7 protein-coding genes are annotated in these 14,098 nt (G+C 71.9%); all 7 read left to right on the top strand.

Annotated elements, in window-relative coordinates:
- The first annotated feature begins 66 nt into the window (after positions 1-66).
- A complete protein-coding gene (gene thrC, locus KBX34_RS14020; protein ID WP_088949934.1) occupies positions 67-1,116 on the top strand; it encodes a threonine synthase in 1,050 nt (349 codons plus the stop codon).
- Between the two features lie 142 nt (positions 1,117-1,258).
- Positions 1,259-4,534: an efflux RND transporter permease subunit gene (locus KBX34_RS14015; RefSeq protein WP_210925300.1), complete on the top strand. Its 3,276-nt coding sequence runs from the start codon at positions 1,259-1,261 to the stop codon at positions 4,532-4,534.
- A gap of 157 nt (positions 4,535-4,691) precedes the next feature.
- The gene (locus tag KBX34_RS14010) at positions 4,692-5,510 is read left to right on the top strand and encodes a polysaccharide deacetylase family protein (RefSeq protein ID WP_210925298.1); all 819 of its coding nucleotides are present in this window, start codon (positions 4,692-4,694) and stop codon (positions 5,508-5,510) included.
- Positions 5,511-5,521: 11 nt separating this feature from the next.
- Positions 5,522-6,754 carry an MFS transporter gene (locus KBX34_RS14005; protein WP_088949931.1) on the top strand — a complete coding sequence of 411 codons (1,233 nt, stop codon included), beginning with the start codon at positions 5,522-5,524 and terminating at the stop codon, positions 6,752-6,754.
- Positions 6,755-6,984: 230 nt separating this feature from the next.
- A complete protein-coding gene (gene thrB, locus KBX34_RS14000; RefSeq protein WP_210925296.1) occupies positions 6,985-7,929 on the top strand; it encodes a homoserine kinase in 945 nt (314 codons plus the stop codon).
- 295 nt (positions 7,930-8,224) lie between these two features.
- Positions 8,225-10,435: a transcription termination factor Rho gene (gene rho, locus KBX34_RS13995; RefSeq protein ID WP_210925294.1), complete on the top strand. Its 2,211-nt coding sequence runs from the start codon at positions 8,225-8,227 to the stop codon at positions 10,433-10,435.
- Positions 10,436-10,577: 142 nt separating this feature from the next.
- The gene (locus tag KBX34_RS13990) at positions 10,578-14,072 is read left to right on the top strand and encodes a phosphodiester glycosidase family protein (RefSeq protein WP_210925292.1); all 3,495 of its coding nucleotides are present in this window, start codon (positions 10,578-10,580) and stop codon (positions 14,070-14,072) included.
- The last annotated feature ends 26 nt before the right edge of the window (positions 14,073-14,098 follow it).

Genomic DNA, 14,098 nt, shown 5'->3' with positions numbered 1-14,098 from the left:
CGGGCAGGCTGGTCCAAGGTGACCCTGATGCCGGGTCGGCGCGGCGGTAGAGGCGAGGAGAACGACATGTGGCGGGGTCTGATCGAGGCGTACCGGGATCGGCTGCCGGTCACCGCGGCCACGCCGGTCGTCACGCTGCACGAGGGGAACACCCCGCTGTTGCCGGCGCCGGTGCTGTCCGCCCGGACCGGTTGTGACGTGCACCTCAAGGTGGAGGGCGCCAACCCGACCGGCTCGTTCAAGGACCGGGGGATGACCCTCGCGGTGTCCAAGGCGGTCGAGGCCGGCAACAAGGCCATCATCTGCGCCTCCACCGGCAACACCAGCGCCTCCGCCGCGGCGTACGCGGCCCGGGCCGGGTTGACCTGCGCGGTGCTGGTGCCGCAGGGCAAGATCGCGCTGGGCAAGCTGGCCCAGGCGTTGGTGCACGGCGCGAAGCTCCTCCAGGTGAGTGGCAACTTCGACGACTGCCTGTCGCTCGCCGCGAAGCTGGCCCAGGACCACCCGGTCGCGTTGGTCAACTCGGTCAACATCGATCGGCTGCACGGTCAGAAGACGGCGGCCTTCGAGATCGTCGAGGCGCTCGGTGACGCCCCCGACATCCATTGCCTGCCGGTGGGCAACGCCGGCAACATCTCCGCCTACTGGATGGGTTACGCGGAGGAACGGGACGCCGGCACCACCACCCGGACGCCGAAGATGTACGGCTTCCAGGCCGCCGGTGCGGCCCCGATCGTGACCGGCCAGGTCGTGCCGGAGCCGTCGACCATCGCCACGGCGATCCGGATCGGCAACCCGGCGAGCTGGACCAAGGCGTTGGACGCCCGGGACACCTCCGGTGGCCTGATCGCCGCGGTGACCGACCGGGAGATCCTTTCCGCGTACCGGCTGCTCGCCCGCGAGGTGGGGGTCTTCGTCGAGTTGGGCAGCGCGGCCAGCGTGGCCGGCCTGCTCCAGCAGGCCGCGGCGGGCGCGGTGCCGGCCGGATCGACGGTGGTCTGCACGGTGACCGGCCACGGTCTGAAGGACCCGGAGTGGGCGATCTCCACCGCGCCGGCGCCGTTGACCATCGCGAACGACCCGATGGCAGCGGCCCGCGCCCTCGACCTGGCCTGAACGCGCCACCGCCCGGTCGGTGACCGGCGGAGGCCGGCCGGTTTGCGGGACGGGCGTGGGGGCGGCGGGGGTTCTGGTGATCGTGTCGGGCACACTTTCATGTATCCCCGCCCGCATTCTCGTTCAGGAGTGAACCAGGCCGATGTCGCTGCTCGCCAGATTCAGCCTCGCCAACCGAGGGCTTGTCGCCCTCATCGCGGTGGTGATTACGGCGTTCGGAGCGTTCGCCGTGCCGTCGCTGAAGCAGCAACTGCTGCCGTCGCTCGAGTTCCCGGCCGCGTTCATCGTGGCCCCCTACCCCGGTGCCGGCCCCGAGATCGTAGAGTCGCAGGTCACCGAGCCGATCGAGAACGCCCTCCAGGGCATTCCGGGGCTGGACCAGGTCACCTCCACGTCCCGCGAGGGCTCGGCCACCGTCCAGGTGATGTACGAGTTCGGCACCGACCTGGACGACGTGGTCAACAAGATGCAGACCGCGCTGAGCCGGATCGACTCCCAACTGCCGGAGGGCGTCGACCCGCAGGTCATCGCCGGTAGCACCGACGATCTTCCGGCGGTCGTGCTGGCCGCGACCGGCACGGGGGACGAGCGGGCGCTGGCCGAGAAGCTGCGTACGGCGGTGGTGCCGGAGCTGGAGGGCGTCGAGGGGGTTCGCACGGTCGAGGTGACCGGCACCCGCGACGACGTCGTGCTGGTCACCCCGAACCCGGCGAAGCTGGCCGCGGCGCAGGTCCAGCCGACGGCGATCGGCGCGGCGCTGAAGACCAACGGCGTGGCGGTTCCCGCCGGCGCGGTGACCGACGGGGCCCTGTCCCTTCCGGTGCAGGTCGGCACGCCGATCGCCACCCTGGACGACCTGCGCGGCATCGTGGTTTCCCCGGGCGCGAGGCCCGTGCGTCTCGCTGATGTGGCGAGCGTCGAGCAGCAACTGGCTCCGGCCACCGCGATCACCCGGACCAACGGCAAGGACAGCCTCGGCATCGCGGTCACCGCGGCGCCGGACGGCAACGCGGTGCAGATCTCGCACGATATCCGCGACCGGCTCGACGACCTGAAGGACGCCTCCGGCGCGGAGTTGACGGTGGTCTTCGACCAGGCGCCGTTCGTCGAGAAGTCGATCGAGTCGCTGACCACCGAGGGCCTGCTGGGCCTGGTGATGGCGGTCATCGTCATTCTGGTCTTCCTGCTGTCGGTGCGCTCGACGGTGGTCACCGCCGTCTCCATCCCGCTCTCCGTGCTGGTGGCGTTGATCGCCCTGTGGATCGGCGACTACTCGCTCAACCTGCTCACCCTCGGCGCGCTGACAATCGCGGTCGGCCGGGTGGTGGACGACTCGATTGTCGTGTTGGAGAACATCAAACGACACCTGGAGTACGGCGAGGAGAAGCGGCACGCCATCATCACCGGCGTCCGCGAGGTGGCCGGCGCGGTGACCGCGTCCACCCTCACCACCGTGGCGGTGTTCGCGCCGATCGCGTTGGTCGGCGGGTTCGTGGGCCAGCTCTTCGCGCCGTTCGCGATCACCGTGACGGTGGCCCTGCTCGCCTCGCTGCTGGTGTCGCTGACCGTGATCCCGGTCCTCGCGTACTGGTTCCTCAAGCCGCGCGGCGGCACCGCGGACGACGAGGCGGTGCGGCGCGGCGCGGAGGAGAAGGAGCTGCGCAGCCCGTTGCAGCGGGCCTACCTGCCGGTGATCGGGTTCGCCACCCGCAAGCGGTCGACCCGCTGGATCACCGTCGGGCTCGGTCTGCTGGTGCTCTTCGGCACCTTCGGCCTCGCCCAGAAGCTGGAGACCAACTTCCTGGACGACTCCGGCCAGGACACCCTCAACATGAGCCAGGAACTGCCGGCCGGCAGTGGCCTGGCGGCCACCGACGCGGCGGCCAAGCAGGTCGAGTCGGTGCTGTCCCGTACCGAGGGCGTAACGACGTACCAGGTGACCGCCGGCGGCGGGGACAACCCGTTCGGGGGCGGCGGCAACAACATCGCGACCTGGTCGCTGGCGCTCGACGGCGACACCGACGCGAAGCAGATGCGTGAGGTGCTGCGCGAGGAGTTCGACAAGCTCGGCAGCGGACTGGGCGAGATCAGCTTCGGCGGCGGGCAGGAGGCGTCGACCAGCCAGCTGGAGGTCATCGTCCAGGCCAGTGACCCGGAGGTGCTGACCCGGGCCGCCGAGGAGGCCCGTACGGCGATGGCCGGCGTGCCGGACGTCGAGGATGTCACCACCAGCCTTGCCGCGCAGGTGCCGCGTGTCGACGTGACCGTCGACCGGGTCGCGGCCGGTCGGGCCGGGCTCACCGAGGCCGCCGTGGGGCAGCTCGTGTCGCAGGCGTTCCGGGGAGCGCCGCTGGGTCAGGTCACGCTCGACGGCCAGCAGCAGAACGTGGTGCTGCGGTTGGGTACGCAGCCGCCGATGTCGGTGGAGCAGTTGCGGGCACTGCCGGTCGGGCCAGTCAAGCTGGGCGACATCGCGCAGGTCACGCAGGGCGAGGGGCCGCAACAGGTCAGCCGAATCGACGGTGAGCGCAGTGTGTCGGTGGCCGGCGCCGCGACCGGCTCGAACCTGGGTGCGACCAGCCAGGAGCTGCAGAAGCGGCTGGACGGCATCAACGTACCCGGAGCGACCTTCACCATCGGTGGGGTCAGCGCCGACCAGGCAGACGCGTTCGGTGATCTGGGTCTGGCGGTGCTGGCCGCGATCGCGATCGTGTTCCTGATCATGGTGGCCACGTTCCGCAGCCTCACCCAGGCGCTGATTCTGCTGATCTCCATCCCGTTCGCGGCGACCGGCGCGATCGGCCTGCTGCTGGTCACCGGGACGCCGCTCGGCGTGCCGGCGCTGATCGGCGTGCTGATGCTGGTCGGCATCGTGGTGACCAACGCCATCGTGCTGCTCGATCTCATCAACCAGTACCGTGCGCAGGGCATGGGGGTCCAGGAGGCGGTGGTCGAGGGTGGCCGGCGCCGGTTGCGTCCGATCCTGATGACCGCGGTGGCGACCATCTTCGCGCTGCTGCCGATGGCGCTCGGGTTGACCGGTGAGGGCGGCTTCATCTCTCAGCCGCTGGCGGTCGTGGTGATCGGTGGCCTGCTCAGCTCGACGCTGCTCACGCTGATCCTGGTGCCGACGCTGTACACGATGGTGGAGAACACCAAGGAGTCGCTGCGGGCTCGGCGTAGTCGGCGGCGCTCCGGTGACCCGGCGGTGCCCACGGCGGACACCGACGAGGCGGCTGCCCCGAATCAGGTAGCGGTGCCGAGCGCCGCGCCTGTCCCGGCGGCGGCCGGGGGTGCGCAGCCGGCCGGGCGTCCCGCCCCGTCGGGTGCGTTGGTGGAGGGCACGGACCAGTTCGAGGTGCTGCGGCTGCCCCGTAGCCGCACCTCGCCGCTGCCTCCGTCCGAGCCGACCGAGTAGGTCGGACCGCATCGCGGAACGCCCCCGGCAGGGTTCTGCCGGGGGCGTTTCCACGTTGATCGGCCGAGACACTCCGATCCGCCGCGCTCGGCACTGCGCGTCACGTCTTGCATACTCCAGGTAAGCAACTGGGGGTGGGGTGACGCAGGACGGGCGGATGGCCGAGGGTGCGCGCGGGTGGGCGCGGCGCGAACTCCTGCGCCGCGGCGTCCTGATCGTCGGCGGTGTGGCCATCGGTACGGCGACGTCCGAGCTGTGGTGGGGCACCCATCGCCGGACACCGCTCGCCGGCGGCCCCGCCGGCGCCACCTTTGACGACGGGAACCAGGGCGTCGGCGGCGGGGCGTTGGAGGTCGTCTGGTCGGTGCCGACCGGGCAGCGACTGGTGGCCCTCACCTTCGACGACGGCCCCGCGCCACAGTGGACTCCGATGGTGCTCGAGGCCCTGGCCGAGCATCGGGTCCCGGCCACCTTCTTCCTGGTCGGGACGCAGGTCCGGCGGCACGCCGAGGTCATCCGTGACCGGCTCTCCGGGCACGAGGTGGGCAACCACAGCTGGGCACACCGGGACCTTGCCGAACTGGACGCCACCGAGGCGTACGACGATCTTCGTCGCAGCCACGACGCGATCGCCGACGTGACGGGGGTGCCGCCCCGGCTGCTTCGCCCGCCGTACGGCCACCTGGGCGGGGCGGTGCTGCACGCGGCGGCCCGGCTGGACTACCGACTCGTGCTCTGGTCGTTGCAGATGGTGGAGCGTGAGTTCCCCGGCGACCCGGCCGGCCACGCCCGACGGATCGTGGCCAACGTCCGACCGGGAACGATCGTGCTCGGCCACGACGTGGGAGCGCGTCGGCGGCTGGTCGCGTTGCGCGGACTGACCGATATGATCAACGGACTTCGGTCGCGCGGCTACACATTCGTCACTGTCTCCGCGCTGCTGGCAGCAGGTGTAGCGCCTGTTCCGAACAGGTAGGGTCGCGCTCCGTGGCGTCCACCCTCTCGGTTCTGACCGGCAATCGGAGCTTCCGTAACCTCTTCCTCGCTGAGTTGGTGGTCTTCGGCGCCGACTGGTTCGTCATGGTGCCCCTGCTGGTGCTGCTGCCCCACCTGACCGGCAGCGGAGTCTGGGGCGCACTGGTGTTGGCCGTGGACACCGGCATCGTGGCGCTGCTGCTGCCGTACACGGGCACGATCGCCGACCGTTTCGACCGGCGAAAGATCATGATCGCCGCGAACGTGGCAGCGCTCGCGGGCGTGTTGCTGCTGCTCGGGGTTCGGGGCGCGGGTACGGCATGGTTGGCGCTGGTCGCGATCGGCGTGGTGGCGGTCGCCAAGGCGTTCTACTCACCGGCCGCCCAGGCTGCGCTGCCCAACGTGCTGGAGCCCCACGAGCTGGCCGCCGGCAACGCCGTGGCCGGCTCCGCCTGGGGCACCATGACCGTGGTCGGCGCCTCGCTCGGCGGCGTCCTCAGCACCGTCGCCGGACCGTACGTCTGCTTCTGGGTGGCGGCGGTGGGCCTGGCGCTGGCTGCGGGCCTGGCGACCCGGATCCGCCGGCCCCTGCAGGCGCCCCGGGACACCACCCGACCGGCCCAGCGGACCTGGGCGGCGGTCCGTGAGGCGCTCGGCTACATCGGGCACCGGCCTCGGGTGCTCGCGCTGGTCACTGTCAAGTCGGCGGTCGGCCTGGGCAACGGCGTGCTGACCGTGTTCCCCTTGCTGGCCGGCGTGTACGGCGTCGGCCCGCTCGGTGCCGGCCTGCTCTTCGCGGTGCGGGGCGCCGGGGCGCTGGTGGGGCCGATCCTGATGCGTCGGGTGCTGACCAACCGAGCCTGGCTGCTGCCCGCGCTCGCGCTGTCCATGTCGCTCTACGGCCTGTCCTACCTGGGCGCATCGGTGGTCCGTTGGTTTCCGCTGGTGCTGCTGCTGGTCTTCCTGGCGCACTTCGCGGGCGGTAGCAACTGGGTGATATCGAACTTCGCCCTCCAGGGTGAGGTCCCGGACCACCTGCGGGGGCGCGTCTTCGCCACCGACATGATGCTCGCCACGCTGGCCATCTCGGTGAGCCAACTGGCGGTGGCCATGGTGGTGGACGTGGTGGACGAACGGGTCGTGCTCGCCGGCTGCGGGCTGATCACCCTCGTGTACGCGGTGGGCTGGCGGATCGCCACCCGTCGGCTCTCGCTCACCGACGCGACCCCCGAGCCGGTCGGCTGAACCGGGCGGTCCCAGGCTGCGGACGGGGGACCGGATCCGTCGGTCCCTGGCCCTGGGGCCTGTTTCACAAGGACTGGCCGGCCTGCGGCGGGCCCGGACGACGACCGGCGGCGTTGCGGTTTCGTTCCGATACAACACCGGTATCCGGACGAAACCGCGCCTTGCCGGCTCGTCGCCCGGACTCCGCCTCGGCTCGACCGCCCTTATGAAACAGGCCCTACCATGAGCGCGTGCCGACGAACTTCACCGCCGGGCCGGTTCGCGTCCGGGTCCCCGCCACCAGCGCCAACCTGGGCCCTGGCTTCGACGCGTTGGGTCTCGCCCTGGGGCTCCACGACGACCTGGCCGCCGAGGTCACGTCGGCCGGGGTCCGCGTGACGGTGACCGGGCAGGGTGCCGGCGAGCTGCCCGACGATGACCGGCACCTCGTGGTGCGGGCCATGCGCGCTGCCTTCGACGTGCTCGGCGCCCACCCCGGGGGGTTGAGCGTGGAGTGTGTCAACCGGATCCCCCAGGCGCGGGGGCTCGGGTCCTCGTCCGCCGCGATCGTCGCGGGGGTGTTGCTGGCCCGCGCCCTGGTCACCGATGGGGAGCACCGGCTGGACGAGGCGGGCGTGCTCCGTTTGGCGGCCGAGATCGAGGGTCATCCCGACAACGTTGCGCCCTGCCTGCTCGGCGGCTTCACGGTGGCCTGGTCCGAGCCGACCGGTGCCCGGGCGGTGTCCCTGCCGGTCGCCGACGGGGTGCGGCCCATTGTTTTCGTGCCGGCCGAACGCGGATTGACCGCCGCCGCCCGGGCCGCGTTGCCGGCCACCGTGCCGCACGGCGACGCTGCGTTGACCGCCGGGCGGGCTGCGCTGCTGGTGCACGCGCTCACCGCCGACCCGAGCCTGCTGCTGCCGGCCACGGTCGACCGGCTCCACCAGGATTACCGTTCAGCCGGGATGCCAGCGACATCTTCCCTGGTCAAGGCGTTGCGAGCGGCCGGTGTGGCGGCTGTGGTCAGTGGTGCGGGGCCGACTGTGCTGGCGCTCAGCGAGCCTCCGGCGAGCTTCCCAGCGGGAACAGACTGGCAGATCTGGCAGTTACCGATAGACGTCAGCGGCGCACGGGTTGCCCGGGGTAGACTTGGACACGCCGAGCGGGACCCTGTTGCCGCAGGTCGGAAGAGTTGATTACGCTCTAGACCTAGCACAGCCGCGAAGCACGCGATCTCCTGCGGGGCGGCGCACCCCCGAAGCTCTCGGCGGTCAGCCCGTCTACCCCTGCCAAGGCCCACGCCGCACCGCAGTTTCCACAGGTCGCCGCAGACGGCGAGACCTGCTCACCGACGTTGGTGAGTCGGGATACCGACCGGCTGCTGTGTCACAGACTCCCGCGACGCGTCCTTGCGAGGCGGGTGCACCGAGGCCGCCCGGCCACCTGAGTTTCGACTCCGGGCAGCCACGGCCTTACGAGGGAAGGAATCCATTGAGCGACACCACCGACGTGACGTCGGATGTTTCCAACGTCGCTGGCGATGCCACCGCAGCCGCTCCCGCCCGTCGTCGGCGTAGCGGCACCGGTCTGTCGGCGATGCTGCTGCCAGAGCTGCAGAGCCTGGCTGCGTCGCTCGGCATCTCCGGCACGGCTCGCATGCGCAAGGGCGAGCTGATCGCCGCGATTTCCGAGCGGCAGGGCGGCAACGCCGCCGGGACCCCTCGACCACGGGCCGAGGTCGCGGCCGCGGCCGCTCCGACCCGTGAGGGGGTGCGCGCCGAGGTGCGGGAAACCGCCGACCGGCCGGCAGCCGAGGGGCGCAGTGCCGATCAGGCGCCCGCCGAGCCGGCCGCCGAGACCGAAGGTCGCACTCGCACCCGGCGGAGCCGGACCGCAGCAGCGGAGACCCGTCCGACCGAGACCCGTCCGACCGAGGCGCGTCCCGCTGAGGCGCGTCCGACCGAGGTCCGCGCCGAGGAGGCGCGTACCGAAGAGGCTGGCGCTGGCGAGCGGACCGACCGCGGCGAGAATCGCCGGGACCGGGCCGAGCGTCCGGAGCGCGCCGAGCGCTCCGACCGGGGCGAGCGCTCCGACCGGGGCGAGCGTGCCGAGCGGGGCGACCGCGCGGAGCGTGCCGACCGGGGCGAGCGTGCCGAGCGGGGCGACCGTGCTGACCGGGGCGAGCGTGCCGAGCGGGGCGACCGTGCTGACCGGGGCGACCGTGCCGAGCGGGGCGAGCGTGCCGAGCGGGGCGAGCGCAACGACCGGGGCGACCGTGCCGACCGGGGCGAGCGCAACGACCGCGCGGAGCGTTCCGACCGGGGCGAGCGTGCCGAGCGCAACGACCGTCCGGAGCGGGCCGACCGCAACGACCGCGGTGACCGCAACGACCGTGGTCAGCGTGTCGAGCGTGTCGAGCGGGACAGCGACGACGACGACGGCGAGGGTGGCGGCCGGCGCGGCCGGCGCAGCCGTTTCCGGGACCGTCGTCGCGGGCGGGGCGAGCGCACCGAGACCGGTGCCGACACCGGTGGGCGTGAGCCGCAGGTCAGCGAGGACGACGTTCTCGTCCCCGTGGCCGGCATCATCGACGTGCTCGACAACTACGCGTTCGTGCGGACCACCGGCTACCTGGCCGGCCCGAACGACGTCTACGTCTCGATGTCCCAGATCAAGAAGTACGGCCTGCGCCGCGGTGACGCGATCACCGGTGCGGTGCGGGCGGCCCGCGAGGGCGGCAACAGCGGTGACCAGCGGCGCGACAAGTACAACCCGCTGATGCGGCTGGACACGATCAACGGGATGGAGCCGGAGGAGGCCCGGCGTCGACCGGAGTTCTACAAGCTCACTCCGCTCTACCCGCAGGAGCGCCTGCGCCTGGAGACCGAGCCGCACATCCTGACCACCCGGGTCATCGACCTGGTCATGCCGATCGGCAAGGGCCAGCGGGCACTCATCCAGTCGCCGCCGAAGGCGGGTAAGACGATGGTGCTGCAGGCGATCGCGAACGCGATCACGCACAACAACCCGGAGTGCCACCTGATGGTGGTGCTGGTGGACGAGCGGCCCGAAGAGGTCACCGACATGCAGCGGTCGATCAAGGGCGAGGTCGTCGCGGCCACGTTCGACCGTCCGCCGCAGGACCACACGACGGTGGCCGAGCTGGCCATCGAGCGGGCCAAGCGCCTGGTTGAGCTGGGGCACGACGTGGTCGTGCTGCTCGACTCGGTGACCCGGCTCGGTCGGTCGTACAACCTGGCGGCGCCGGCCAGCGGCCGGATCATGTCGGGTGGTATCGACTCCACCGCTCTCTACCCGCCGAAGCGCTTCCTCGGCGCGGCCCGCAACATCGAGAACGGTGGCTCGCTGACCATCATCGCCACGGCGCTGGTGGAGACCGGATCCATGGCGGACACGGTCATCTTCGAGGAGTTCAAGGGCACCGGCAACGCGGAGCTGAAGCTGGACCGGAAGATCGCCGACAAGCGCACCTTCCCGGCCATCGACGTCAACCCGTCCGGTACCCGTAAGGAAGAGGTTCTGCTCGCGCCGGAGGAGCTGGCCATCCTCCACAAGCTGCGCAAGGTCCTGCACTCGCTGGACTCGCAGGCGGCGATGGACCTGCTGCTCGACAAGCTCAAGAAGACACGTACCAACATCGAGTTCCTGATGCAGATCGCGAAGTCGACGCCGGGGGAGTAACCATCCCCGGGTGAGACGAAGGGGCACGGCCACACCGGTCGTGCCCCTTCGTCATGTCTCCGGGCGGCACCTGATGGAATTTTCCTTCGGTTCAGTCGATAGGTATTGAAACTTCTATTCATTGCCGGGTTGACTGTCGTCCATGCGTACCCGCAGACGAACCGCCCGCCGCACCGGCGTCCTGCTGCTGACGCCGCTGCTCGCCCTGGCCCTGTCACCGCCGGCCACCGCCGCGCCCACCGTCACCCCATCCACCGTCGCCTCGCCGTACCTGGCCTCACCCACGATCGCGGAGGACGCGCCGCCCGCGTCCTCCCGAGCGGCCGGCTCGGTCAGCCTGACCGCCGCCCCGACAGCCGCGACCGCCCCGACCGCCGTCGCTGGTGGTCTGGAGCCGGCCGGCGGGCTGGAGACCACGAAGGCCACCCGGCCGGTCGCCCCGGGCGTGCAGCTGACGTCCTTCGACAGGTACGACGCCGAGGGCTGGCTGCGCGCCGACGCGCTCACCACCGATCTGGCTGGTGGCTCCACGATCGACTACGTCAACTCCGGCGCGGTCAGCCGGGCCGAGCCGCTGCGACAGGCGGTGGACCAGTCGCGCGCGGTCGCCGCGGTCAACGGCGACTTCTTCGACATCAACAACTCGGGTGCCGCCCAGGGCGTGGGGGTCCGGGACGGGGAGCTGATCCAGTCCGGGGTCAGCGGTCACCGCAACGCGGTGGCGGTCACCACGAACGGCCTCGGCCGGGTGATCGAGGTGAACTTCGACGGCAGCGCCACCCTGCCCACCGGGCCGGTCCCGCTGACCCAGTTCAACAACATGGTCCAGGCCGACGGCATCGGCGCGTTCACCGAGCTGTGGGGGACGTACACCCGGCAGCGTGCCGTGGAGGGCGCGGCCCGGGTGGTCGAGGTCACCGTGACCAACGGTCGGGTGGCAGCGGTGGGAAGCGTGGCCGGCAGCGGCCCGATCGCCGCAGGCAGCACCGTGCTGCTCGGCCGCGACCTCGGCGCGGACGCGCTGGCCGGCCTGCGCCCCGGTGACCCGGTGACGGTGGCCTGGCGGCCGAAGCCCTCCGACGGCAGCACCCTGCACGCGGCGGTCGGGGGCGGCAACGTCCTGGTCCGCGACGGCGTCGTGCAGAGCATCGCCGATCCGACCCTCGCCCCCCGCACCGCTGTCGGGTTCAGCGCCGACGGTCGAAAGATGATCATGCTGACGGTGGACGGTCGTCAGGTCGACAGCCGCGGCGTGACGCAGACCGAGATGGGCCGGATGATGGCCGAGCTGGGCGCCCACCACGCGCTCAACCTGGATGGCGGCGGATCGTCCACGCTGCTGGCCCGGGAGCCGGGCGCGCCCGCCGTGCAGGTGGAGAACGGCCCCTCCGACGGCAGCGAGCGGGCCGTGCCCAACGGCCTGGCCATCTACGCGCCGAAGGGCAGCGGGCGACTCACCGGCTACTGGGTCGAGACGGCCAGCGACCCCACCGCCGCCCCGGGTGTCTCACCGGTGCGAGGTGGACGGCCCGACCGGGTCTTCCCGGGGCTGACCCGCACCCTCACCGCATCCGGCTACGACGAGACGTACGGCCCGGCGGCCGGTGCCCCCACCTGGCGGGCGACCCCGGCGGTACGCGGCCGGGTCGACCGTGACGGCGTGTTCCACGCCGGCGTACCGGGGGCCAGCACGGTCACCGCCGCACGGGGACGGGTCACCGGCTCCCTGAACCTCACAGTGCTCGGCCCGCTGGCCCGGATCGGCACCACCCTGCCGCGGGTCGGGCTGACCGGACGGGACGGTAACGCCCTGGTCGGCGTGGTCGGGTACGACGCCGAAGGCAACACCGCGCCGATCGAGCCGGCCGACCTCACCCTCGACTACGACCGGGACCTGCTGCGGATCACCCCCACCGGGGACGGCAACCTGTCCGTCGCCGCGTTGGGGGACACCGGCTCCGGCCTGGTGACCGTTCGCGTCGGCCGCACGAGCGTGGTCCTGCCGGTCACCGTCGGCCTGACCGACGTGCCGGTCGCCGGATTCGACGACGCCGCTTCCTGGCGGTTCAGCCAGGCCCGCGCCAGCGGGTCGGTCGCGCCCGCGCCGGGGCACACCGGCGCCGGCCTGCGCATGTCGTACGACTTCGGCCAGTCCACCGGCACGCGGGCCGCGTACGCCGACCCGCCCGCCTGGATCGAGGTGCCCGGTCAGCCGCAGGCCTTCGGGATGTGGATCCACGGCAACGGCACCGGGGAGTGGCCCAGCCTGCACCTGCACGACGCCCAGGACACCCAGCACGTGCTGCGTGGCCCACTGATCACCTGGACCGGCTGGCGGTACGTGGAGTTCGCGGTGCCGGCCGGGGTGCAGTACCCGGTGCGGGTACGCCGCTTCTACGTGGCCGAGACGAACGCCGCCGCTCAGTACACCAGCGAGGTGATCATCGACGACCTGGTGGCGAAGGTGCCCCCGACTGTCGACGTGCCGGAGGTGGCCCCGCGTACCGATCGGGTGGTGGTCCGCGACGGCACTGTGGACGGCGCGCCGTGGCGGTTCGCGGTGCTCTCCGACGCCCAGTTCGTCGCCGCCGACCCGGACAGCGACCTGGTCGCCCAGGCCCGGCGGACGTTGCGCGAGGTGCGGGCTGCCCGGCCGGACTTCCTCCTGATCAACGGCGACTTCGTGGACACCGCCTACCCGGCCGACTTCGCGCTGGCCCGGCGGATCCTCGACGAGGAGCTGGGCGACGCGCTGCCCTGGTACTACGTGCCCGGCAACCACGAGATCATGGGCGCCCCGATCAGCAACTTCGCTGCCGCGTTCGGTGCCACCTCCCGGGTGTTCGACCACAACGGCACCCGGTTCGTCACGCTGAACTCGTCCACCGGGACGCTGCGCGGCGGCGGCTTCGACCAGGTACGGATGCTCCGCGAGACGCTGGACGCGGCGGCCACCGACCGACGTGTGGGTTCGGTCGTCGTCCTGCACCACCACCCGCCCCGCGACCCCAGCCCGGCGCAGGCCAGCCAGCTCGGCGACCGCAAGGAGGCGGCGCTGCTGGAGCAGTGGCTGGCCGACTTCCAGCACCGCACCGGCAAGGGAGCGCTGTTCGTGGGCGGGCACGTCGGCACCTTCCACGCCGACCGGGTCGACGGTGTGCCGTACGTGATCAACGGCAATGCGGGCAAGACGCCGTCCACCCCTGCCGACCAGGGAGGCTTCACCGGCTGGACGGAGTTCGGCGTGGACCCGGTGTCCCCGACCGAGGCGGACCGGGCCCGCCGTGACCCGCTCGCCGAGGGCCCACGCTGGGTGGACGCGGAGTTCCATGCGCACGTCGACCGGCTCACGGTGGCCGCCCCGGCCAGCGTCGCAGTCGGCACCCCCGCGACGGTCACCGCCACGCTGGCCCAGCCCGGCGGGCGTACGGTCCCGGTGGCCGCACCGGTCAGCGCCGACTGGTCGGCCTCACCGGGAGTGCACATCGGCTCGGCGGCCGGGGTGCGCCCATGGCACACAGCCCGATTCGACCCGGCCACCGGCACCCTGACGGCACTGCGGCCCGCCGCGCCGGTACGCCTGACGGTCGAGGTCAACGGCGCCCGTGCCGAGGCCACCATCACCGTCACCAGGTGAACTGTCCGGACGGGCCCCCACGCGCG

Source organism: Micromonospora sp. M61, assembly GCF_018070245.1.
In the GTDB taxonomy this organism is placed as follows: Bacteria; Actinomycetota; Actinomycetes; order Mycobacteriales; family Micromonosporaceae; genus Micromonospora; species Micromonospora zamorensis.
Note: the sequence above shows the minus strand (reverse complement) of the source record. Positions and strands in the feature narration are given on the sequence as shown.

Excerpts from the sequence above, each read along its gene's own strand:
- thrC (WP_088949934.1), top strand. The coding sequence starts at position 67 with ATGTGGCGGGGTCTGATCGAGGCGTACCGGGATCGGCTGCCGGTCACC.
- KBX34_RS14015 (WP_210925300.1), top strand. The coding sequence starts at position 1,259 with ATGTCGCTGCTCGCCAGATTCAGCCTCGCCAACCGAGGGCTTGTCGCC.
- KBX34_RS14010 (WP_210925298.1), top strand. The coding sequence starts at position 4,692 with ATGGCCGAGGGTGCGCGCGGGTGGGCGCGGCGCGAACTCCTGCGCCGC.
- KBX34_RS13990 (WP_210925292.1), top strand. The coding sequence starts at position 10,578 with ATGCGTACCCGCAGACGAACCGCCCGCCGCACCGGCGTCCTGCTGCTG.